General features: G+C 58.1%; 20 protein-coding genes. 13 read left to right on the top strand and 7 right to left on the bottom strand.

Annotated elements, in window-relative coordinates; all coding sequences use genetic code 11:
* Positions 1-14: 14 nt before the first annotated feature.
* Both OQV00_RS13485 and OQV00_RS13480 read right to left on the bottom strand, forming a co-directional pair.
* Positions 15-1,403: a NarK family nitrate/nitrite MFS transporter gene (locus tag OQV00_RS13485; RefSeq protein ID WP_128320895.1), complete on the bottom strand. Its 1,389-nt coding sequence runs from the start codon at positions 1,401-1,403 to the stop codon at positions 15-17.
* Between the two features lie 276 nt (positions 1,404-1,679).
* Entirely contained in the window at positions 1,680-2,270 is a 591-nt protein-coding gene (locus tag OQV00_RS13480; RefSeq protein WP_032717407.1) for a TetR family transcriptional regulator, read from the bottom strand.
* 118 nt (positions 2,271-2,388) lie between these two features.
* On the opposite strand from OQV00_RS13480, the gene OQV00_RS13475 reads away from it, so the two are divergent.
* Positions 2,389-3,879, top strand: a complete 1,491-nt coding sequence (locus tag OQV00_RS13475; RefSeq protein ID WP_266278731.1) for an MFS transporter — start codon at positions 2,389-2,391, stop codon at positions 3,877-3,879.
* A gap of 2 nt (positions 3,880-3,881) precedes the next feature.
* Here OQV00_RS13475 and OQV00_RS13470 read toward each other — a convergent pair whose 3' ends face one another.
* Positions 3,882-4,679, bottom strand: coding sequence for an IclR family transcriptional regulator domain-containing protein (locus OQV00_RS13470; RefSeq protein WP_015584389.1), 798 nt, complete (start codon positions 4,677-4,679; stop codon positions 3,882-3,884).
* A 211-nt stretch (positions 4,680-4,890) separates the two neighbouring features.
* Between OQV00_RS13470 and OQV00_RS13465 the strand changes: the two genes are divergently transcribed.
* From OQV00_RS13465 to benD, 7 genes are all read left to right on the top strand, one after another.
* On the top strand, positions 4,891-6,057 hold the full coding sequence (locus OQV00_RS13465) for a muconate cycloisomerase family protein (RefSeq protein ID WP_416309821.1): 1,167 nt from the start codon (positions 4,891-4,893) through the stop codon (positions 6,055-6,057).
* Between the two features lie 19 nt (positions 6,058-6,076).
* A complete protein-coding gene (gene catC / locus OQV00_RS13460; RefSeq protein ID WP_004861704.1) occupies positions 6,077-6,367 on the top strand; it encodes a muconolactone Delta-isomerase in 291 nt (96 codons plus the stop codon).
* 77 nt (positions 6,368-6,444) lie between these two features.
* Positions 6,445-7,371: a catechol 1,2-dioxygenase gene (catA, locus tag OQV00_RS13455; protein WP_004861706.1), complete on the top strand. Its 927-nt coding sequence runs from the start codon at positions 6,445-6,447 to the stop codon at positions 7,369-7,371.
* Between the two features lie 143 nt (positions 7,372-7,514).
* A complete protein-coding gene (locus tag OQV00_RS13450; RefSeq protein ID WP_266278727.1) occupies positions 7,515-8,897 on the top strand; it encodes a Rieske 2Fe-2S domain-containing protein in 1,383 nt (460 codons plus the stop codon).
* Positions 8,897-9,382 carry a benzoate 1,2-dioxygenase small subunit gene (gene benB / locus OQV00_RS13445; protein WP_004861712.1) on the top strand — a complete coding sequence of 162 codons (486 nt, stop codon included), beginning with the start codon at positions 8,897-8,899 and terminating at the stop codon, positions 9,380-9,382. The genes OQV00_RS13450 and benB overlap by 1 nt, the downstream gene beginning before the upstream one ends.
* Positions 9,383-9,391: 9 nt before the next feature.
* Positions 9,392-10,405 carry a benzoate 1,2-dioxygenase electron transfer component BenC gene (benC, locus tag OQV00_RS13440; protein ID WP_004861714.1) on the top strand — a complete coding sequence of 338 codons (1,014 nt, stop codon included), beginning with the start codon at positions 9,392-9,394 and terminating at the stop codon, positions 10,403-10,405.
* A 9-nt stretch (positions 10,406-10,414) separates the two neighbouring features.
* Positions 10,415-11,188, top strand: a complete 774-nt coding sequence (gene benD / locus OQV00_RS13435; protein ID WP_004861716.1) for a benzoate diol dehydrogenase BenD — start codon at positions 10,415-10,417, stop codon at positions 11,186-11,188.
* Here benD and yddG read toward each other — a convergent pair.
* Complete coding sequence (gene yddG / locus OQV00_RS13430) at positions 11,185-12,063, bottom strand: aromatic amino acid DMT transporter YddG (protein ID WP_004861717.1); 879 nt, start codon at positions 12,061-12,063, stop codon at positions 11,185-11,187. The two genes, benD and yddG, sit on opposite strands and share 4 nt — an antisense overlap.
* 223 nt (positions 12,064-12,286) lie before the next feature.
* Between yddG and fdnG the strand changes: the two genes are divergently transcribed.
* Genes fdnG through fdnI form a run of 3 tightly spaced genes read left to right on the top strand, consistent with a single transcriptional unit; the run spans position 12,287 to position 16,891 of the window.
* The gene (fdnG, locus tag OQV00_RS13425; RefSeq protein WP_099144447.1) at positions 12,287-15,334 is read left to right on the top strand and encodes a formate dehydrogenase-N subunit alpha; all 3,048 of its coding nucleotides are present in this window, start codon (positions 12,287-12,289) and stop codon (positions 15,332-15,334) included.
* An 11-nt stretch (positions 15,335-15,345) separates the two neighbouring features.
* Complete coding sequence (gene fdxH, locus OQV00_RS13420) at positions 15,346-16,230, top strand: formate dehydrogenase subunit beta (protein ID WP_015584385.1); 885 nt, start codon at positions 15,346-15,348, stop codon at positions 16,228-16,230.
* Positions 16,223-16,891, top strand: a complete 669-nt coding sequence (fdnI, locus tag OQV00_RS13415) for a formate dehydrogenase-N subunit gamma (RefSeq protein WP_004861726.1) — start codon at positions 16,223-16,225, stop codon at positions 16,889-16,891. The genes fdxH and fdnI overlap by 8 nt, the downstream gene beginning before the upstream one ends.
* A 36-nt stretch (positions 16,892-16,927) precedes the next feature.
* Here fdnI and OQV00_RS13410 read toward each other — a convergent pair whose 3' ends face one another.
* Positions 16,928-17,359, bottom strand: coding sequence for a VOC family protein (locus tag OQV00_RS13410; RefSeq protein WP_044348267.1), 432 nt, complete (start codon positions 17,357-17,359; stop codon positions 16,928-16,930).
* Positions 17,360-17,516: 157 nt separating this feature from the next.
* On the bottom strand, positions 17,517-18,335 hold the full coding sequence (gene ppk2 / locus OQV00_RS13405) for a polyphosphate kinase 2 (protein ID WP_004861730.1): 819 nt from the start codon (positions 18,333-18,335) through the stop codon (positions 17,517-17,519).
* 300 nt (positions 18,336-18,635) lie between these two features.
* Here ppk2 and OQV00_RS13400 point away from each other — a divergent pair, with 300 nt between their 5' ends.
* Positions 18,636-18,968, top strand: coding sequence for a hypothetical protein (locus tag OQV00_RS13400; RefSeq protein ID WP_004861735.1), 333 nt, complete (start codon positions 18,636-18,638; stop codon positions 18,966-18,968).
* Positions 18,969-19,185: 217 nt separating this feature from the next.
* Positions 19,186-20,355 (top strand): MFS transporter AraJ, encoded by a 1,170-nt coding sequence (gene araJ / locus OQV00_RS13395; RefSeq protein WP_004861738.1) that lies wholly within the window; start codon positions 19,186-19,188, stop codon positions 20,353-20,355.
* Here the strand turns inward: araJ and OQV00_RS13390 are convergent.
* On the bottom strand, positions 20,352-21,446 hold the full coding sequence (locus tag OQV00_RS13390; protein WP_266278723.1) for an alkylhydroperoxidase domain protein: 1,095 nt from the start codon (positions 21,444-21,446) through the stop codon (positions 20,352-20,354). The genes araJ and OQV00_RS13390 overlap by 4 nt on opposite strands.
* Positions 21,447-21,454: the final 8 nt, after the last annotated feature.

The following is a 21,454-nucleotide window of genomic DNA, read 5'->3' as shown; positions in this document are numbered from 1 at the left end:
CGGCAACGATGCCGTTATTTTTTTGCCGGTTTACGACGACCGTAGACCAGCCAGGTCACCAGTACGCAAACGATATAAAAGACAAAGAAAACCTTCATGGCGCCAACCGGGGAACCGGTCATGGCTAGCGAGGTGCCAAAGGCTTTCGGGATGAAGAAGCCCCCGACCGCGCCAATAGCGGAGATAAACCCGAGCGCGGCGGCGGTATCGGTGACCGCTTCGTGCTGGGCCTGCTCATCGCTGCCGCCGCGTTTCTTGACGCTATCGATGGTTATCTGGCGAAAGATCACGGCGATCATCTGGAACGTAGAGCCGCTGCCGAGACCCGCGGTGAGAAACAGCCCCATAAACACCACGTAAAACGCCAGAAAACTCCCGGAACCGGAGCCGGGTAGGGTGAGGAACAGCAGGCCGGTAAACAGCGCCATCAGAATGAAGTTCACCAGGGTGACGTTGACGCCGCCCAGACGGTCGGAAATGATGCCGCCGAAGGAGCGCGCCAGGGCGCCGATAAACGGGCCAAAGAAGGCCAGTTTCAGGATATTCACATCCGGAAACTGCGTTTTGGCCAGCATCGCGAAGCCGGCGGAAAACCCGATGAACGAGCCGAAGGTGGCGAGATAAAGCAGGCTCAGCAACCACATATGCGGGCGTTTCAACACCGGGAGCTGATCGCGAATGGAGGTTTTGGCACCGGCGATATCGTTCATCCCGAACCACGCCGCCACGGTAGCGGCGAGCAGCAGCGGCACCCAGATGAGCGGCGAGTTGCCGAGCCACAGGGTTGCGCCGTCCGGTTGATCGACGCCGCGAACGCCGACAAAAGTGAAGATCGGCACGAAGATCACTACCGGCGAGAGCAGCTGCATCACGCTGACGCCGAGGTTACCCAGGCCGCCGTTCACGCCGAGGGCGCTGCCTTGCTTCGCTTTCGGGTAGAAAAAACTGATGTTGCCCATGCTGGAGGCAAAGTTAGCTCCGGCAAAACCGCAGAGCAGAGCGATGAGAATAAATATCCAGAATGGGGTTGCCGGGTTTTGCACCGCGATCCCAAGCCACAGGCAGGGCACCACTAAAATAACGGTGCTGATCACCGTCCAGTAGCGTCCGCCAAATATAGGAACCATAAAAGAATAGGGCACGCGTAATATTGCCCCGGACAGCGAAGGAAGCGCGGTTAATAAAAAAAGCTGATCGGTAGTGAAATTAAAGCCGACTTTATTAAGATTCACCGCAACCGCGCTGAATAACATCCAGACGCAGAAGGCAAGAAGTAAACAACTTACTGAAATAAAAAGATTTCTTCGTGCAATGGCTTTGCCTTTATTTTCCCAGAATGCTGGATTTTCCGGGCGCCACCCCTTTAAAAGGTAATGATTATCTTTCTCACTTTCTCTTGACATATTGCCCTCGAATGCACAGTAACCAAAGAAAATTTAAAGATGACAACACCGCAAATTAAGCAGAAGAGGCGATTAAGGCTGGTCGAATGAATTATTGTAGTGTTTGAAGAATAGATAAAAAAAAACGCTTCAGGAAAGCGCGTGCGCAATAGGGGTTTATTATTTGTTACTAAATGTAAATGAAATGTGACTTAAACTGCGCTCCTGTCAGCAGCGGCGACAGGTCTACCGGGCCGACAGACCGTGCCTTCCCGGCGCATTCAGAAGCTCAGTTGGCTAAATGGTTGGCGGGCGCAGTAGTTCTAACGTTATATAGTAGTTTATATAGCGTGTAAATGCGCTGTCGTCGATCGCTTCCATTCCCAGCGCATAAATCCCATCCAGCCCGCAGACCAGGGCAATTAAACGCCAGGCGATATTCTCCGCGCTGTCATCGGGATGAAATTCACCGCTTTCGCTGCCGAGACGAATAATATTGACCGTCTCCTCGTGCCACATCGACATGGTGAGCAGGTAGGCCTCTTTGATGTCGCTATCGCTCCCGGAGAGCAGTTGGCCTTCGCGCCACAAACGGATATAGGGATCCAGGCGGCCATCTTCGCTGCCGAGCATTGAAAACAGGCGCTCGCGCGAGCTGGCGTCTTCCGCTACCAGCTGGATATCCAGCATCTCACGAATTAAACGAACGAAGGCCTGCGCCTTAAGCTCGCCGATGGAGGTGAAATGGTGATGCAACTGCCCGGTGGAGACTCCGGCTTCGGCGGCGATTTGCCGGACGGTCATGGCGCCTAAGCCCCCCTGCAGCGCGACACGCATCGCCGCCAGCATGATCACCTCCCGACGCGCTTCCCGATTTAAGTAGTGCATATTTCCCCGCTGAGCCGTGGTTTTCTTCGATAGTAACAAAAAGTTGGACAGTTGTTCAACAATCCGGCAGGATCGCAATCCTGGACGCGTGTCCAATTTGCAAAATTGAGGAAAAAGTATGTCTCGGCAATGGTTAACGCTGGTGGCGATTTTGTTGGTGTATTTACCGGTGGCGATTGATGCCACGGTACTGCATGTCGCCGCGCCAACGCTTAGTATGTCGTTGGGGACCAGCAGCAATGAGCTGCTGTGGATCATTGATATTTATTCATTAGTCATGGCCGGTATGGTGCTGCCGATGGGGGCGCTCGGCGATAAAATTGGTTTTAAACGGCTGTTGCTGCTCGGCAGCGCTATTTTCGGCGTTTCGTCGCTGGCGGCGGCGTTTTCACCCACTGCGCTGGCGCTGATCGCCTCCCGCGCGCTGCTGGCCATTGGTGCGGCGATGATCGTCCCGGCGACGCTCGCCGGTATCCGTAACACTTTTTCGCAGGCGCGCCACCGCAACATGGCGCTCGGCCTGTGGGCGGCGATTGGCTCTGGCGGCGCCGCCTTCGGCCCGCTGGTGGGCGGGATCCTGCTGGAGCATTTTTACTGGGGATCGGTATTCCTGATCAACGTGCCCATCGTGCTGGCGGTTATCGCCTTCAGTGCGCGGATGGTGCCGCGCCAGCCGGCACGGCGCGAACAGCCGCTTAATCTGACCCAGGCATTGATGCTGATTGTGGCGATCCTGATGCTGGTGTTCAGCGCAAAATCGGCGCTGAAAGGGCAGATGGCATTATGGCTGACCGGATCGATCGCGCTGGTGGGCCTGGCGCTGTTGGTGCGCTTTGTTCGCCAGCAGCTTTCCGCCGTGACGCCGATGGTCGATATGCGCCTGTTTACGCATCGCATTATCTTAAGCGGCGTGATGATGGCGATGACCGCCCTGATTACCCTGGTTGGCTTCGAGCTACTGATGGCGCAGGAGCTACAGTTCGTCCACGGCAAAACACCGTTTGAAGCCGGGCTGTTTATGCTGCCGCTGATGCTGGCGAGCGGGTTTAGCGGACCTGTTGCCGGGGTGATGGTTTCTCGCCTGGGCCTGCGGCTGGTGGCAACCGGCGGTATGCTGCTGAGCGCGCTCAGTTTCCTCGGTCTGTCGATGACCGATTTCAGCTCCCAGCAGTGGCTGGCATGGGGATTGATGATTCTCTTAGGCTTCAGCGTCGCCAGCGCATTGTTGGCTTCCGGCTCCGCCATTATGGCGGCGGCGCCGAAAGAGAAAGCGGCGGCGGCCGGCGCCATTGAAACGATGGCCTACGAGCTGGGGGCCGGTCTGGGGATCGCGCTGTTTGGCCTGATTCTGACCCGCAGCTACAGTTCATCGATTGTGCTGCCCGCCGGGGTGGACGGTCAGGCCGCAGCGCAGGCCTCGTCGTCCATCAGCGAAGCGATCGCCCTGGCGCAATCGCTGCCCGCAGTTCCGGCGCATTCGCTGATTGCAGCGGCGAAAACCGCGTTTATCAGCGCCCACAGCATCGTGCTGGCCACCGCCGGGGTGCTGCTGCTGCTGCTGGCAGCCGGGATCTGGCGCAGTCTGGCGCAGGCGCCGAAAATGAACTAGCCCTACAGCTGGAGAGAAAGCTCCATGGCCGCCCGCCGCAGCGGGGCCAGCGCTTTCTCTCTCAGCGCGGCGGCGCTCATGGCACTGGCGGGCACGCCGACGTTGAGCGCCGCCACCACCTGGCCGCTGCGTGACAGCAGCGGTACCGCCAGCGAACATAATCCCACCTCAATTTGCCGATCGGCGATCGCATATCCCTGCATACGTACTCTGGTTATTTCCTCCCGCAATCCCGCTAAATCACACAGCGTATGCGGGGTGTAGCGAATTAAATTCGCGCGTGACAATGTCACGTCCAGCTGCTCTTCCGCCAGGGCGCTAAGCAGTACGCGGCCCATTGAGGTCGCCCATGCGGGGAGACGGCTGCCGCGACCGATATCAACGCTCAGCAGATTGTTGACTGCGGCCCTGGCAATATAGAGCACGTTATCGCCATCGAGGGTGGCGGCGGAGCAAGATTCGCCGAGGCTCTTACCGAGGTTATCCAGCGCGGTCTGGGCCACTTTCGCCAGCGGCGTTCCGGCCAGATAGGCGTGGCCGACGGCCAACACCCGCGGCAACAGTTCATAGCTGCGTCCGTCAGGACTGTGCACCATGCCGAGTGCGGCCAGGGTATACAGGCAGCGGCGGACGGCGGCGCGGGAAATCTGCGTTTTCTGGCTGAGCTGCGAGATAGTCAGCCGCTGGCGCTGGGGAGTAAAGGCGCTGAGAACTTCCAACCCGCGCGCCAGCGACAGCATGAAATTCGGGTCGTGTTCGGCCTGCCTGGCGCTGAGGGGGGTTGGCGGTGTCGCGCTCATTGAATTCCTCTCCATTCGAAAACAAAAGCTCAGGGGCACCACTATACCGTGGGGAAAAAGGGCGGCGACGGAATGTGCCTGTTTTACCACCCGGATCACATTATTAACCTCATTTTAACAAGCGCGTCGATAATCGCACAACATTTCGATTATCGCCGTTGACCATTTCACCGGCTCCCCCCTATTGTCAAAGTCACCGTCACCCTTCGTTATGGTTGGCGTCACAAAAAGTTATGAATTTAACGATCAGGAAGAAAACATGACCGCGACCGTAGAACGCATTGAAAGCTGGCTGGTTGATGTCCCGACCATTCGCCCGCACAAACTCTCAATGACAACCATGGGCTGCCAGACGCTGGTGATTGTCCGCATTACGCGCTCTGACGGTATTTGCGGTATCGGCGAGGCGACCACCATCGGCGGGCTGAGCTATGGCGTCGAGAGTCCGGAAGCCATCTCCAGCGCCATTAACCATTATCTGACGCCGCTGCTCAAAGGGCAGCCCGCCGATAACCTGAATGCGCTGACGCAGCGTATCAACAGCGCCATCAAAGGTAACACCTTCGCCAAATCCGCCATTGAAACCGCGCTGTTGGATGCGCAGGGCAAGGCGCTGGGGCTGCCGGTTTCAGCGCTGCTTGGCGGCGCGCTGCAGACCTCGCTGCCGGTGCTGTGGACCCTGGCGAGCGGGGACACCAACAAGGATAGCGCCGAAGGGGAAACGCTGCTGGCCGAAGGTCGCCATCAGGCATTTAAGTTGAAAATTGGCGCCCGCGAACTGGCGACCGATTTACGTCATACCCGGGCGATTGTCGAAGCCCTCGGCGATCGGGCGAGCATTCGTGTCGATGTCAACCAGGCCTGGGACGCCACTGTGGCGGCAAAAGGCTGTCGTGAACTGGCGGCGATGGGCATCGACTTAATTGAACAACCGGTCAGCGCGCAGGACAACGCGGCGCTGGTTCGCCTCAGCCATCACATTGAAACCGCGATTCTGGCGGATGAAGCGGTGGCGACGCACTACGATGGCTATCGCCTGGCGCAGCAAGGCTTCAGCGGCGCCTTTGCCTTGAAAATTGCCAAAGCGGGCGGCCCGGCCAGCGTTTTAGCCCTGGCGCACGTCGCGCAGGCGGCGGGTATCGGATTGTATGGCGGCACCATGCTGGAAGGAACCGTGGGCACCGTCGCATCGTTGCACGCCTGGTCGACGCTGCCGCTGCAATGGGGCACTGAAATGTTTGGTCCGCTGTTGCTCAAAGATGACATCGTCAGCGTGCCGCTAACGTTCACCGACGGCAGCGTCGTCCTGCCTCAGACGCCGGGTTTAGGTGTCGAACTCGATGAAGATAAATTGCAGTTCTATGCCCGCAAAGCGTAGGACATGACAGGAGAAAAATATGCTGTTTAAAGTGGATATGACCGTCAAGATCCCGCTGGGATATCCCGCCGCCGAGCTTGAGGAGATTAAACAACGAGAAAAAGCCTATTCGCAGCAATTACAGCGTGAAGGCACCTGGCGACATATCTGGCGGGTCGCCGGACTGTACGCCAATGTCAGTATTTTTGATGTGCGTGATGCCGACCAGTTACACCAGATATTAATGGCTCTGCCGTTATACCCGTTTATGGAAATACGCGTCGAGGCATTGTGTCGTCATCCCTCCTCGATTCGTGAAGACGATAGCTAAAAATAATAAAAAACCTCGCGCCGGATATTCCGGTGTAAACCCTACAAGCCAACTGCAAGCAATAAGTGAGAATCACAATGAAAAATTCTTTCGTACAACAAGAAGCCGTGCAGAAATTATTACGTGAAAGTGCCGGGTTAAATGTTCCCGGCGGTAATGAACGCTTTAAAGCCATTGTGCATCGTTTACTGGAAGATATGTGCACCCTGATCGACGATTATAATATTACCCAGGAAGAGTTCTGGCATGCGGTGAACTATTTGCATGAACTGGGCGGGCGTCAGGAAGCGGCGCTGCTGGCGGCAGGTCTCGGGCTGGAACACTTCCTCGACCTGCGTCAGGATGCGATTGACGCCGCAGCGCATCGGGAAACCGGTACGCCGCGCACCATTGAGGGGCCGCTGTACGTGGCCAATGCGCCGCTCGCAGAAGGGCACGCGCGGATGGATGACGGCCGCGATGCGGGTGAAGTCATGTGGCTGCACGGTCAGGTGTGCGACACCCAGGGACGTCCGGTTGCCAACGCCATTGTGGATATCTGGCACGCCAACACCCTGGGGAACTATTCGTTCTTCGACCAGAGCCAGAGTGAATACAACCTGCGTCGCCGCATCCGCACCGGCGCAGATGGCCGCTACAGCGTGCGTAGCATCATGCCTTCTGGCTACGGCTGTCCGCCGGATGGCCCGACCCAAAAGCTGCTTAACCAGTTGGGTCGTCACGGCAACCGTCCGGCACATATTCACTTCTTTGTTTCCGCGCCGGGCCACAAGCATTTAACCAGCCAGATTAACCTTAACGGTGATAAGTATCTGTGGGATGACTTTGCCTTCGCCACCCGCGATGGCCTGATTGCCGACCCGGTTAAAATCACCGATCGTGAGCTGATTCAGCAGCGTGAGCTTGACGGCGAACACACCGAAATTCGCTTCGACTTTACTTTGTGCCCGGCCCTCAACGCCGACGAAGAACAGCGTATTTCCCGCCTGCGCGCACAAGAGTAATGACCGGCGCACCTCCCGGGCCGGTGCGCCTGGGCGGTGAGCCATGCTGTTGCCCGGCCTGCCACGCGCGGCCGGGGATATTCCCGAATTGATTATTCTCTCTGACTTTATTAATTCCTGAATTCTGCAGGAGGGCTAAGCTCATGCAAAAAACACTCTCGCTATTAAAAGATAAAATCAGCAATGCATTAATTGTTGACCGGAAAAAACATATTTATCGCTGCCATCGTTCGATTTTTACCGATCCGCAGCTATTTGAATTTGAGATCAAACATATATTTGAAGGGAACTGGGTGTTCCTCGCCCATGAAAGTCAAATCCCTGAGCCCGGTGATTATTTTACCCTGACTCTCGGACGACAGCCGGTTATTATCACCCGCGATAAACAGCATGCCTTGCACGCGTTAATTAATAGCTGCGCCCATCGCGGCGCCATGCTCTGCCGTCGTAAAACCGGCAATAAAAACTCGTTTACCTGTCCGTTCCACGGCTGGACCTTTGGCAACAACGGTAAATTGCTGAAAGCCAAAGATGAAAGCACCGGCGGTTATCCGGAGACCTTTAAACATGAAGGGTCGCATGACCTGAAAAAACTGCCGCGCTTTGCCTCATATCGCGGCTTCTTATTCGGCAGCCTCAGCGAGGACGTGCAGCCGCTGGAAACCTATCTTGGCGAAACCTGCAAAATTATCGATCTGATGGTCGATCAGGCGCCGGAAGGGCTGGAAGTGCTGAAAGGCTCCTCCAGCTATGTCTACGAGGGCAACTGGAAGCTGGGGGCGGAAAACGGCGCCGACGGCTACCACGTTAGCGTGGTGCACTGGAACTACGCCTCCACAATGTCGCGCCGCAACTACGAAGCCGAAGGGACGCATTCCGTCGATGCCAACGGCTGGTCGAAAAGTCTCGGCGGAGGTTACGGTTTCGAAAACGGCCATATGCTGCTGTGGACCCGGGCGCTCAACCCGGAAGTGCGCCCGGTTTTCGCCCATCAGGCCCGCTTACAGGCCGAGTTTGGCGAGCTGCGCGCCGACCAGATGGTCAATGAAACGCGCAATCTTTGTCTCTATCCCAACGTCTATTTGATGGACCAGTTTTCCACACAGATCCGCGTTATTCGCCCGCTCGCAGTAGACAAAACCGAAGTCACTATCTGGTGCTTCGCGCCGAAAGGCGAGCCGGACCAGGCCCGCGCGCTGCGCATCCGCCAGTACGAGGATTTCTTTAACGTCAGCGGCATGGGAACGCCGGACGATCTGGAAGAGTTCAGCGCCTGCCAGCGCGGCTATCTCGGCGAGAACCTGGCGTGGAGCGATCTCAGTCGCGGCGCGCTGCACTGGGTCGATGGCCCGGATGAACACGCCCGGCATGCCGGATTCACTCCGCTGCTTAGCGGGGTGAAATCGGAGGATGAGGCGCTGTACATCGCCCATCACCATCACTGGCAAAACGTGATGATGGCGGCGCTGGAAAAAGAGCAGCAGCGCTATGAACAGTCCATAACCCAACGCGTGGAGGTGGTGTGATGCTGACGCTTGAACAGGTTCGCCAGTTTCTCTATTACGAAGCCCGCCTGCTGGACGACCGTCAGTGGGATCAGTGGCTGACGTGCTACAGCCCGAAAGTGGTGTTCTGGATGCCGGCATGGGGCGATGACGACAAGCTGACCCGCGACCCGCAGCGCGAAATATCGCTGATCTATTACCCGAACCGCGAGGGACTTGAGGACCGCGTCTACCGCATCAAAACGGAACGTTCTGGCGCCAGTACGCCGGAGCCGCGTACCACCCACCTGATCAGCAACGTTGAGCTGCTCGGCGAAAATGAGCAGGGGGTGGAGGTGCGCTACAACTGGGTGACTTACAACCACCGGTACCAGCACACCGATGCGTGGTTTGGCTCGACCTGCGTCACCTTGACGACCTGCGACGGCAAACCGCAGATCCTGCGTAAGACGGTGCGGCTGAACAACGATTATATCCGTCAGGTGATTGACGTTTACCATATTTAAGAGGTGGATATGTTTACTATCGCACTCAATTTTGAGGATGGTATTACCCGCTTTATCCAGTGCAATGCGGGAGAAAAAGTGCTGGACGCCGCCTACCGCCAGAAGGTCAACCTGCCGATGGATTGCTCGGACGGCGTCTGCGGGACCTGCAAATGCCATTGCGCCAGCGGCGACTATGGCATGGGGGAAGAGTATCTCGAGGAGGCATTGAGCGAAGAAGAGGCCGATGCTCGTCAGGTGCTGACCTGTCAGATGATCCCGACCAGCGATTGCGTGATTGACGTTCCGGTGGCTGCGGCGCAGTGCAAAACCGCGCTCGCCAGCAGCGGTGCGGCGGTGATGCAGGTGAATCACCTGTCGGAGACCGCCATTGAGCTGGTGCTCCAGCTGGATGAACCGCTGGCTTTTCTGCCCGGACAATACATCAACATTCAGGTACCGGGCACACCGCAGGTGCGCGCTTACTCTTTCAGTTCGCTTCCGGGCGAGCGCGAAGGTCGGTTCCTGATCCGCAATGTGCCCGGCGGGGTAATGAGCCAGTGGCTGACGCGCCAGGCGGCAGCGGGCGATCGTCTCACCCTCAGCGGCCCGATGGGCAGCTTCTACCTGCGCAACGGGGAACGTCCGCTGCTGATGCTGGCGGGCGGGACCGGGCTGGCGCCGCTGCTGTCGATGCTGCACACCCTGGCCCTGCAGGGCAGTACCCGGCCGATTACGCTGCTCTATGGCGTCACCCGCGATAGCGATCTGGTGAAGACCGAGGCGCTGGATGCGTTTGTCGATCAGCTTTCCGGCTACCGCTGGCTGCCGGTCGTTGCCGATGAACAGAGCGCCTGCCCGCAGCGCGGGTTTGTCACCGGGCATCTTGATGACGCGATGCTTAACGATGGCGATGTCGACATCTATCTGTGCGGCCCGCCGCCGATGGTCAACGCGGTTTCCGGCGCGCTTCGCGAGCGGGGAATTAATCCGGCAGGTTTCTGGTACGAAAAATTTCTCGCCAGCCAGAGTGCGGCGGCATAAGGAGGAGCGATGCGTTTTCAACATCAAGTGGTGGCCATTACCGGCGCCGCCCAGGGCATTGGCCGTCAGACGGCAGAGCAGGCCGCCCGTGAAGGGGCCCGTTTGCTGCTGATCGACCGTTCGCGCTATGTCCACGAGCTGGCGGCGACGCTGGCCGAGGGGGGCAGCGACGTGCTGGCGCTGGAGGCAGACCTCGAACAGTGGGAGAGCACCGAGCAGGCTTTTGCCGCCGGGGTCGCCCATTTTGGCCGACTGGACGTGGTGATTAATAACATCGGGGGGACGATCTGGGCGCGGCCGTTTGCCGAATATCAGCCGGATCAGATTGAAAAAGAGATTCGTCGCTCGCTGTTTCCGACGCTGTGGGGCTGCCGCGCGGCGCTACCGTGGATGCTCAAACAGGGCAAGGGCAGCATTGTTAACGTCTCGTCCGTTGCCACCGCGGGCGTTAACCGGGTGCCTTACTCGGCGGCGAAAGGCGGGGTCAACGCGCTGACCCGTTCGATTGCTATGGAGTACAGCGGCAGCGGGATTCGCATCAACGCCGTGGCGCCGGGCGGAACCGAGGCGCCGGCGCGCTTAACCCCGCGGAATCATGAAACGCCCACGGCGCAGGAGCAGGAGTGGTATCAGCAGGTGGTCGATCAAACCGTGGAGAGCAGCCTGATGCATCGCTACGGCACGCTGACGGAACAGGCGAACGCGATCCTGTTTCTCGCCAGCGATGAGGCAAGCTATATCACCGGCGTTACGCTGCCGGTGGCCGGAGGCGACCTCGGCTAACGTCGGGTGGCATACCAGCAGAGCAGGGAGCCGGCGCATACCATGCCGGCTCCCTGCCAGAATGGCCAGGAGAGGACCGCGCTGAGCAGCACCGCCGCCAGCGCCGAAGAGAGCACCGGGGTAAAGTAAGAGGCGGCCGCCAGCAGGCTGACGTTGCCGTGGAGAATACCTACGTTCCAGGCCGCATAGCCAAACCCCAGCGCCACCGCGCACATCACCAGCTTAATGACCACCGGCCAGCTGAAAATCATCGGCGGTTGATCGCTGAACATAAACTTGAGCCACAGGGTCAGGGCGGTTAATAAAACAAACAGGGTGATGCCGTTTTTGCCGCGCGCATATTTTGCGGTGACCGTGCAATAGGTCGCCCAGATAAATGCGCCGACAAAGGCCAGAATATAGCTCAGGGGGCTGGAGACGACGTTCCGGGTAATTTCATCGATATTCAGGCCATGCTCACCGCCTAATACCCAGGTGACGCCAAGCAGCGCGAGAAATAAGCCGGGAACGACCAGCCAGCTGGTTTTCTGACCATTAAAGAGAATGGCAAAGAGAATCGTCAGGCTGGGCCACAGATAATTGACCATCCCGACTTCAATCGCCTGCTGGCGGCTGCCGGCAAAGCCCAGCGACAGCGCCAGACAAATTTCATAGCTGACGAACAGCAGACTGCCGGCCAGCAGATAGGCGCGCGGCATTTGCCGCAGCCGGGGAAACCCGACGGTGGCCAGCAATAATAAGCCGCTCAGCGTATAGATCATTGCCGCGCCGCCGACCGGACCTAACCCTTCACTGACGCCACGAATTAATCCGACCATCGTGCTCCACAGCACAATGGCAGCCAGACCGGTCAACGTTGCTTTTTTCTTTTCCATGTCAAACCTGACACCGATATTCATCAAGAGTCGATTTATAACACTTTTTCATTCCTTCTGGCCCCTGTTTTCCTTCGCGCTTAATACAAAGGGAGTAATGAAATCCGCTGACCTTGACTATTAAGGGGGCGATGGTTTTCGACATTGATTTGACGCAAAAAAATCAGGGGCATTGCTGTTAGTTTCCCCCGCGATGAACACGCATCCTGCATGGAGAAAAACAATGGACGTCAGCCGCAGAAAGTTTTTTAAAATCTGCGCAGGCGGTATGGCCGGAACAACAGCTGCTGCCCTGGGTTTCGCACCCAAAATGGCGCTGGCTCAGGCGCGTAATTACAAATTATTGCGCGCCAAAGAGATCCGCAACACCTGCACATACTGTTCCGTGGGCTGCGGGCTATTAATGTATAGCCTGGGCGACGGCGCGAAGAACGCGAAAGAAGCCATTTATCATATTGAAGGGGATCCCGATCACCCGGTCAGTCGGGGCGCTTTATGCCCGAAAGGGGCGGGGCTGCTGGATTATGTTCACAGCGATAACCGTCTGCGCTATCCGGAATACCGCGCGCCAGGCTCTGACAAATGGCAGCGCATCTCCTGGGACGATGCCTTTACCCGTATCGCCAGACTGATGAAAGCCGACCGTGATGCCAACTTTATTGAGAAAAACGAGCAGGGCACCGTGGTTAACCGCTGGCTTTCAACCGGGATGCTGTGCGCCTCGGCGGCGAGTAACGAAACCGGGATGCTGACGCAGAAGTTTGTGCGTTCGCTCGGCATGCTGGCAGTGGATAACCAGGCGCGCGTCTGACACGGACCAACGGTAGCAAGTCTTGCTCCAACATTTGGTCGCGGTGCGATGACCAACCACTGGGTTGATATCAAAAACGCTAACGTCGTGGTGGTGATGGGCGGCAACGCCGCTGAGGCGCATCCGGTGGGATTCCGCTGGGCGATGGAGGCGAAAAACAACAACGATGCGACGCTGATCGTCGTCGACCCGCGCTTTACGCGTACGGCTTCGGTCGCCGATATCTATGCGCCGATTCGATCCGGGACCGACATTACCTTCCTGTCGGGAGTGCTGCTGTACCTGATTGAAAACAACAAAATCAATGCGGAGTACGTTAAGCACTACACCAACGCCAACCTGCTGGTGCGCGATGATTTTGCCTTCGAAGATGGCCTGTTCAGCGGCTACGACGCTGAAAAACGGCAGTACGACAAAACGTCGTGGAACTATCAGTTCGACGAAAATGGCTACGCCCTGCGCGATGAGACCCTGCAACATCCGCGCTGCGTATGGAACCTGCTGAAGCAGCATGTCTCCCGCTATACGCCGGAAGTGGTGGAGAATATCTGCGGAACGCCGAAAGCCGATTTCCTGAAAGTGTGCGAAGTGCTGGCTTCCACCAGCGCCGCGGACCGGACCACCACTTTCCTGTACGCATTGGGCTGGACGCAGCATACCGTCGGCGCGCAGAACATCCGCACGATGGCGATGATCCAGCTGCTGCTCGGCAACATGGGGATGGCCGGCGGCGGCGTTAACGCATTGCGCGGCCACTCCAATATTCAGGGCTTAACCGACCTCGGCCTGCTGTCGACCAGCTTGCCTGGCTATCTGACGCTGCCGTCTGAAAAACAGACCGATCTGCACACCTGGCTGGCGGCGAACACGCCAAAAGCAACGCGACCGGATCAGGTGAACTACTGGAGCAACTATCCGAAGTTTGCGGTCAGTCTGATGAAAGCGTTTTACGGCGATGCGGCGCAGAAAGAGAACGACTGGGGCTTTAACTGGCTGCCGAAATGGGATCAGGCTTACGACGTCATCAAGTATTTCAACATGATGGATAAAGGTCAGGTCACGGGCTATATCTGCCAGGGCTTCAACCCGGTGGCCTCGTTCCCGGACAAAAACAAGGTGGTCCGCAGCCTGAGCAAGCTGAAGTACATGGTGGTTATCGACCCGCTGGTGACCGAAACCTCGACCTTCTGGCAAAACCACGGCGAGTCGAACGATGTTGACCCGGCGGCGATTCAGACCGAAGTGTTCCGTCTGCCCTCCACCTGCTTTGCTGAAGAGGACGGGTCGATTGCCAACTCCGGGCGCTGGCTGCAGTGGCACTGGAAAGGCCAGGATGCGCCGGGCGAAGCGCGTAACGACGGCGAAATTCTGGCCGGGATTTACCATCGCCTGCGCGAAATGTATCGCCGTGAAGGCGGCAAAGGCGCGGAACCGCTGCTGAAGATGAGCTGGAGCTACAAGCAGCCGGATCATCCGGAGTCGGAAGAGGTGGCGAAAGAGAATAACGGCTACGCGCTGGAGGATCTCTACGACAGCAACGGCGTTCTGCTGGCGAAAAAAGGCCAGCTGTTGAGCAGCTTCGCGCTGTTGCGCGATGACGGCACTACGGCATCGTCCTGCTGGATCTACGCCGGTAGCTGGACGGAGCAGGGTAACCAGATGGCTAACCGCGATAACGCCGATCCGTCAGGGCTGGGCAATACGCTGGGCTGGGCCTGGGCGTGGCCGCTGAACCGACGCGTGCTGTACAACCGGGCGTCGGCGGATATTAACGGCAAGCCGTGGGATCCGAAGCGGATGCTGATCCAGTGGAACGGCAGCAAGTGGACGGGGAACGATATTCCTGACTTCAATACCGCCGCGCCGGGCAGCAATACCGGGCCGTTTATCATGCAGCCGGAAGGGTTGGGGCGTCTGTTTGCGCTCGATAAGCTGGCCGAAGGGCCGTTCCCGGAACATTACGAGCCGATGGAAACGCCGCTGGGGACCAACCCGCTGCATCCGCAGGTGATCTCCAGTCCGGTGGTGCGTCTGTATGAAGAGGACGCCCTGCGCTTAGGGAAAAAAGATAAGTTCCCTTACGTCGGCACGACCTATCGCCTGACCGAGCATTTCCATACCTGGACCAAGCATGCGCGGCTCAACGCCATCGCCCAGCCGGAACAGTTTGTGGAAATCAGCGAAGGTCTGGCGCAGGCGAAAGGCATTGCCAACGGCGATCGGGTGACGGTGAGCAGCCAGCGCGGCTTTATTCGCGCGGTGGCGGTGGTGACTCGCCGTCTGCGGACCCTCAACGTTCACGGCCAGCAGGTGGAGACCGTCGGGATCCCGCTGCACTGGGGCTTTGAAGGGGTGGCGCAGAAAGGCTATATCGCCAATACCCTGACGCCAAACGTCGGCGATTCCAACTCGCAAACGCCGGAGTATAAAGCGTTTCTGGTCAACATCGAGAAAGCGTAAGGAGCGATTCAATGGCGATGGAAACACAAGACATTATTAAGCGCTCCGCAACCAACCCGATAACCCCCGCGCCGCGTGCGCGGGACTACAAGGCGGAAGTGGCTAAGCTAATTGATGTCTCCTCCTGCGTGGGCTGCAAAGCCTGCCAGGTGGCCTGTTCCGAGTGGAACGATATCCGCGACGAGGTGGGGCATTGCGTCGGGGTGTACGATAACCCGGCGGACCTGAGCGCAAAATCCTGGACGGTGATGCGCTTTAGCGAAACCGAGCAGAACGGCAAGCTGGAGTGGCTGATCCGTAAAGATGGCTGCATGCACTGCGAGGAGCCAGGCTGTCTGAAAGCCTGTCCTTCCGCCGGCGCGATTATTCAGTACGCCAACGGCATCGTCGATTTTCAGCAGGAGAACTGCATCGGCTGCGGCTACTGCATTGCCGGCTGTCCGTTTAATGTCCCGCGTCTCAATAAAGAGGATAACCGGGTCTATAAATGTACCCTCTGCGTGGATCGCGTTAGCGTCGGTCAGGAACCGGCGTGCGTGAAAACCTGCCCGACCGGCGCCATCCATTTTGGCAGCAAGAAGGAGATGCTGGAGGTCGCGCAGGAGCGGGTCAACAAGCTGAAAGCGCGCGGCTATTCACAGGCCGGGGTATACAACCCGCAGGGGGTGGGCGGTACCCACGTGATGTACGTTCTGCACCATGCTGACCAGCCTGAGCTGTACCACAATTTGCCGAAAGAGCCGCAGATTGATACCAGTATTAATCTGTGGAAAGGGGCGCTGAAACCGCTGTCAGCGGCCGGTTTTATCGCTACCTTTGCCGGGTTGATTTATCACTACATCGGCATCGGGCCGAACAAGGAAGTGGATGACGACGAGGAGGAGCATGATGAATAAATCGAAAATGATTGTGCGCACAAAGTTTATCGATCGCGCCTGTCACTGGACGGTGGTTATCTGCTTCTTTCTGGTAGCGCTCTCCGGGATCTCGTTCTTTTTCCCGACGCTGCAGTGGCTGACGGAAACCTTCGGTACGCCGCAGATGGGGCGCATTTTGCATCCGTTCTTCGGCGTGGCTATCTTCATTGCGCTGATGTTTATGTTTGTACGCTTTGTCCACCATAATATTCCGGACAAGCAGGACATCCCGTGGCTGAAGGGCATTGTTGAAGTGCTGAAGGGCAATGAGCATAAAGTGGCCCGCGTCGGCAAATATAATGCCGGGCAGAAGATGATGTTCTGGACCATCATGAGCATGATTTTCGTGCTGCTGGTGACCGGGGTGATCATCTGGCGTCCCTGGTTTGCCCCTTTCTTCCCGATCCAGGTCATTCGCTACAGCCTGCTGATTCACGCCACCTCGGCGATTATTTTGATTCACGCCATCCTGATCCATATGTATATGGCATTCTGGGTGAAAGGGTCAATTAAGGGGATGGTCGAAGGGAAAGTCAGCCGTCGCTGGGCGAAGAAACACCACCCGCGCTGGTATCGCGAGGTTGAGCGCCTGGAAGCGAAAAAAGAGAGTTCGGAAGGTATCTCGTCCCGCCGTTCCTGACCGTTTCATGGCGCGACCCGGTCGCGCCATGTGCTTTCAGCTCTCGCTACGCAGGACTTCCAGCCCAACGCGCTGGCCGTAAGAGAGTTCCAGCGTATTGCCATCCGGGTCGCGGAAAAAAACGTAATAGCCCACCGGTTCCCCAAGTTGCTCCGGCTCCTTTCTCAGCACGCCCTCCCGCCGCGCCATCGCGGTTTTCCCGTCGATCTCCGCTTTGGTCGCGCAGGCGACACCTAAATGACCAAACGGCCCCAGCGGGGTATCGGTCGGCTCGTCCGCCTGCACCAGCACCAGGGCGAATAAGCGGGTACGATCGCTTAACCACGCCACGTGGCGTGCGGAGGGAAGATTCGGCGAGCGCCGGTGAATCACCTGCATGGCGGTATAACGGGTATAAAAATCGATGCTCCTGTCGAGATCCCGCACCATAAAGGCGACGTGGGTAAAACCGCTGTCAATCTCATGCATATCATGTCCTTATTGTGGTCTGACGAGGATGCGTTAAGGGTAATACCTGAAGTTAACTTGAGGTAAACGGCGGATTTGTCGATTTGAGCTCCCCAGAAAAGGGGGCCTTGCCCGCCCCGGCACCAAAGGGCCGAGGCGGGCAAGGCGGAGTCCGGGCTCAGAAACGCTCGGCAATAAAACGGAAAGGGTAATCGGCCGTTTTCACTTTGCCAATTTTACGTTTGGGTAATTTGACCGGTTCGGTATGGACGCTCTTATAGGGGATCTGCGATAGCAGATGAGTAATGATATTCAGGCGCACGCGCTTCTTCTCTTCCGAACGGGCGACAAACCACGGCGCCCAGGAGGTGTCGGTGGCGGCAAACATCGCATCCCTGGCCTGCGTGTACTCATCCCAGCGGTTAAATGACTTGATATCCATCGGTGATAATTTCCAGATTTTTCGCCCGTCATCAATGCGGTCGCGCAGCCGACGTTCCTGCTCTTCCGGCGTCACCTCGAGCCAGTATTTGAGCAGGATGATGCCGGACTCCACCATCGACCGCTCTACCAGCGGCGCGCCTGCAAGGAATTTTTCCACTTCGTCGGCGCTGCAAAATCCCATCACCCGTTCAACGCCGGCCCGGTTATACCAGCTGCGGTCGAAAATGACGATTTCTCCGGCGGCCGGCAGATGCGGGATATAGCGTTGAAAATAGAGCTGGGTCTTCTCCTTGTCGGTCGGTGCCGGCAGGGCGATCACCCGGAACACACGCGGGCTGACCCGCTCGGTGATCGCTTTGATGGTGCCACCTTTACCGGCGCCATCGCGGCCTTCAAAGACAATGCAGACCTTCAGTCCCTGACTGACCACCCACTGCTGCAATTTAACCAGCTCAACGTGGAGCTTGCGCAGCGCTTTTTCATACTCTTTGTCGCCAAGCGGCTTCATTTTGGTCGAACCCGCTACACCCTTGGCCTTCTTGTTGTTTCCCATGGCTATCGCTCCGTTCTGAGAGGGGAAATGGGACCCGTGTACCGTAAAGTGTAATCACCCCGGGCCAGAGTGGCGGACATTATGACAATTCCGCGGGTTAATGGCTGAAAGCGGCAAGGCGTCACGCGGCAGAAGGCATGAAACTTGTCCAGATTTGGACAAGTTTTCTCTTTTCATTCCGCCAGCGAGCGCATACCGTTTGCCGACTCTTTGCCATCAGACCGTCAGGTCTGGCTCCTGAGGATTGCCCGTAGGGCTGGCGTTAACGCTTTCGGGAGCGAACTAAAAAGGAATTGACCGATGAAAACAGCGAATGGTATAGCCATTTTTTTGGGATGCGCACTGACCTTTTCCGTCAGCGCGATGGATAAAACGGCCGGTGGCGCCGTGGCGGGAGCCGCCGTGGGGGCGCTAAGCGGAAAAAGCGTACGCTCTACGGTACAAGGCGCGGTCGTCGGTGGCGGTATCGGCGCCATGACTGAACACGGCGACAAAGGCAAAGCCGCACGTACCGGCGGGGCCATCGGCGCCGCAGTCGGAGCGGGCGCCGCAGCCGTTTCCGGCAACAGCGTGCTGCAGGGCGCGGCGCTGGGCGCCGGGGCCGGCGGCATGATCGGGAAAGCGACCCACTAACGCTCTCCAGCCGTATTGCGCTGCGATACGGCTGACTGCCTCTGCGTCACGCCGACGCGCCGGCCATCCTCTCTGATTCATCTCTCCCGCCCCCAGACTCACATGCAGGGATCGCGCTATTTTATGGACAAACGGGTCAGCGGACGTTTTTGTCTGGTTTGCCGATCCTGAATGGTCAATAATGCCGGCCAAAAATCCAAACTACGTGATTAACTGAATGAAAAAGACGATTTTTTCGCTCGCGCTGGGTACGTTTGGCCTGGGCATGGCGGAATTTGGCATTATGGGTGTGTTGCCGGAAATTGCTCACGATGTCGGGGTCTCCATTCCTGTCGCCGGCAACATGATCGCCTGGTATGCCTTCGGGGTGGTGATTGGCGCGCCGGTGATGGCGCTGTTTTCCAGCCGCTTTTCATTAAAGTCGGTGATGCTGTTTCTCGCGGCGCTCTGTATTGTCGGGAATACCTTGTTTACCTTTTCTTCCAGCTATTTCATGCTGGCGACAGGGCGGCTGGTGTCCGGCTTCCCGCATGGCGCCTTTTTCGGCGTCGGGGCGATTATTCTGTCGAAGGTGGCGCCGCCGGGTAAAGTGACCGCTGCGGTGGCGGGAATGATTGCCGGGATGACGGTGGCTAACCTGGTCGGCGTCCCCGCCGGGACATGGCTTGGGCATCAGTTCAGCTGGCGCTATACCTTTCTGGGCATTGCCGTCTTCAACGTGGCGGTGCTGATGTCGATTCTCTGGTGGGTACCGACCGTCTTTGATCGATCCACATCGCGGCTGCGGGAGCAGTTTCACTTCTTATCGTCGCCTGCGCCGTGGCTTATTTTTGCCGCGACCCTGTTTGGCAACGCCGGGGTGTTTACGTGGTTCAGCTACATCAAACCCTTTATGATCCATGTCTCCGGATTTTCCGAAAGCGCGATGATCGCCATCATGATGCTGGTAGGGCTGGGGATGGTTATCGGTAATCTGCTGAGCGGGAAAATCTCCGCTCGCTACAGCCCGCTGCGCATTGCGGCCGCCACCGACGGCGCCATTGTGGTGGTGATGCTGCTGATCTTTCTCTTTGGCGACCATAAAACGGCATCGCTGCTGCTGGCATTTTTGTGCTGTGCCGGACTCTTTGCGCTGGCGGCGCCGCTGCAAATCTTATTGCTACAGAATGCGCGGGGCGGAGAGATGCTGGGGGCGGCCGGCGGGCAGATAGCCTTCAACCTCGGCAGCGCGATCGGCGCATTTTGCGGCGGGATGATGATTACCTCGGGCTTTGGCTGGAATGCGATTGCGCTCCCGGCGGCGTTACTCTCCTTCCTGGCCATGACATCCCTGTTGATTTACGCCCGCGGCCAGCGAAACCGCATCGCGGCGGGCGCGGTGAATTAATCGGTTTCCCACGGTTCGCCAAGGGTCAACATCAGGCGGTTAGCCCATGCGAAAAAGGCCGCCGATTGCAGTAAATCGAGCTGGGCCAGCGTGTCCAGCCCCTGTTCTTCAAGGCCATGAAGATGCGCTGTGGTCAGGGCTGGCGGCGTGACGGAAAGGGCGGCGGCAAAGTCTATTTCCGCCCGCCAGCGCGGCGACTGGCCGTCGCTCAATGTTTCCCCCGGCGTCACCGCCAGCAGCGTTTCTATCGCACTCTCATCTTTTGCCAGCTGCGCCGCCTTGCGGGCATGGACCGATGCGCAATAAATACAGCCGTTAACTTTACTGGCGACCGTGGCGGCCAGCTCCCGTTCCGCACGCGGCAGACCGCCTGGAGTGTAGAAGATGCCTTTGTCGGTCAGCGTACGCTGCTCCAGCACCGGCTGATTGCGCGCCAGCAGCCGGAAGTAGGGGGATTCCGTATGGCCAAATTTCGCCAGAATCGCCCGTTCGTCGTCGTTGAAGGCTTCCAGCGGTTTGGCCTCAAGCCAGGGCTCCCAGTTGAGCTCATCTCGGGTGAAATGTCCCGGGGCCGGCCTACCGCTGACCGTTTGCCGGGTGGTATGCCAGAAACCGGCCGCCACCGGCGTATCGGCGCTGGCAAAGGGTTTGCCGTTCAATAACCGCAGACCGTTGAGCAACCGGCTCTGGAAGCTGACGAAGGCGATCAGCTGGGCGAGGGTGACTATCCCCCGCGGGGTCCAGCCGGCGCGGGTAAGCGCCTGCAGCGCCGAAGGCGTGGCTTCCACCGGGCTGAAGGTTAACAGGCGGGCAAACGCCAGCGCCGGTGTCAGCCGCGCGGAGGTCGGGTCGGCGAGGCCAAAACCGGCATAGTGGGCGGCCAGCGCATCGGCCTGATGCAGTTTCGCCACTTTGGCGGCGACGGCAAAACGCTCATCGGGTGGAAAATCCTCATCCTGCTGGCTGAACAGCACCTCATAGCTGCCCTGCGCATGGCGGGTCGCTGCGTCGCGCACGGCCCGGGCCTCGGCTAACGGGGAACCCGGGGAAATCTCTGCCAGCTCTGCCAAAATATCCTGACTCAGTGTCATGGTGACTC

Source organism: Klebsiella sp. DY2415, assembly GCF_026314315.1.
Taxonomy (GTDB): domain Bacteria; phylum Pseudomonadota; class Gammaproteobacteria; order Enterobacterales; family Enterobacteriaceae; genus Klebsiella; species Klebsiella ornithinolytica.
Note: the sequence above shows the minus strand (reverse complement) of the source record. Positions and strands in the feature narration are given on the sequence as shown.

Coding starts and splice junctions, on each gene's coding strand:
- OQV00_RS13480 (WP_032717407.1), bottom strand. CDS start 2,270: ATGCACTACTTAAATCGGGAAGCGCGTCGGGAGGTGATCATGCTGGCG.
- catC (WP_004861704.1), top strand. CDS start 6,077: ATGCTGTTTAAAGTGGATATGACCGTCAAGATCCCGCTGGGATATCCC.
- OQV00_RS13475 (WP_266278731.1), top strand. CDS start 2,389: ATGTCTCGGCAATGGTTAACGCTGGTGGCGATTTTGTTGGTGTATTTA.
- OQV00_RS13400 (WP_004861735.1), top strand. CDS start 18,636: ATGAAAACAGCGAATGGTATAGCCATTTTTTTGGGATGCGCACTGACC.
- ppk2 (WP_004861730.1), bottom strand. CDS start 18,335: ATGGGAAACAACAAGAAGGCCAAGGGTGTAGCGGGTTCGACCAAAATG.
- OQV00_RS13465 (WP_416309821.1), top strand. CDS start 4,891: ATGGTTGGCGTCACAAAAAGTTATGAATTTAACGATCAGGAAGAAAAC.
- OQV00_RS13410 (WP_044348267.1), bottom strand. CDS start 17,359: ATGCATGAGATTGACAGCGGTTTTACCCACGTCGCCTTTATGGTGCGG.
- yddG (WP_004861717.1), bottom strand. CDS start 12,063: ATGGAAAAGAAAAAAGCAACGTTGACCGGTCTGGCTGCCATTGTGCTG.
- OQV00_RS13485 (WP_128320895.1), bottom strand. CDS start 1,403: ATGTCAAGAGAAAGTGAGAAAGATAATCATTACCTTTTAAAGGGGTGG.
- benC (WP_004861714.1), top strand. CDS start 9,392: ATGTTTACTATCGCACTCAATTTTGAGGATGGTATTACCCGCTTTATC.
- benD (WP_004861716.1), top strand. CDS start 10,415: ATGCGTTTTCAACATCAAGTGGTGGCCATTACCGGCGCCGCCCAGGGC.
- OQV00_RS13450 (WP_266278727.1), top strand. CDS start 7,515: ATGCAAAAAACACTCTCGCTATTAAAAGATAAAATCAGCAATGCATTA.
- araJ (WP_004861738.1), top strand. CDS start 19,186: ATGAAAAAGACGATTTTTTCGCTCGCGCTGGGTACGTTTGGCCTGGGC.
- OQV00_RS13470 (WP_015584389.1), bottom strand. CDS start 4,679: ATGAGCGCGACACCGCCAACCCCCCTCAGCGCCAGGCAGGCCGAACAC.
- fdxH (WP_015584385.1), top strand. CDS start 15,346: ATGGCGATGGAAACACAAGACATTATTAAGCGCTCCGCAACCAACCCG.
- OQV00_RS13390 (WP_266278723.1), bottom strand. CDS start 21,446: ATGACACTGAGTCAGGATATTTTGGCAGAGCTGGCAGAGATTTCCCCG.
- catA (WP_004861706.1), top strand. CDS start 6,445: ATGAAAAATTCTTTCGTACAACAAGAAGCCGTGCAGAAATTATTACGT.
- fdnI (WP_004861726.1), top strand. CDS start 16,223: ATGAATAAATCGAAAATGATTGTGCGCACAAAGTTTATCGATCGCGCC.
- benB (WP_004861712.1), top strand. CDS start 8,897: ATGCTGACGCTTGAACAGGTTCGCCAGTTTCTCTATTACGAAGCCCGC.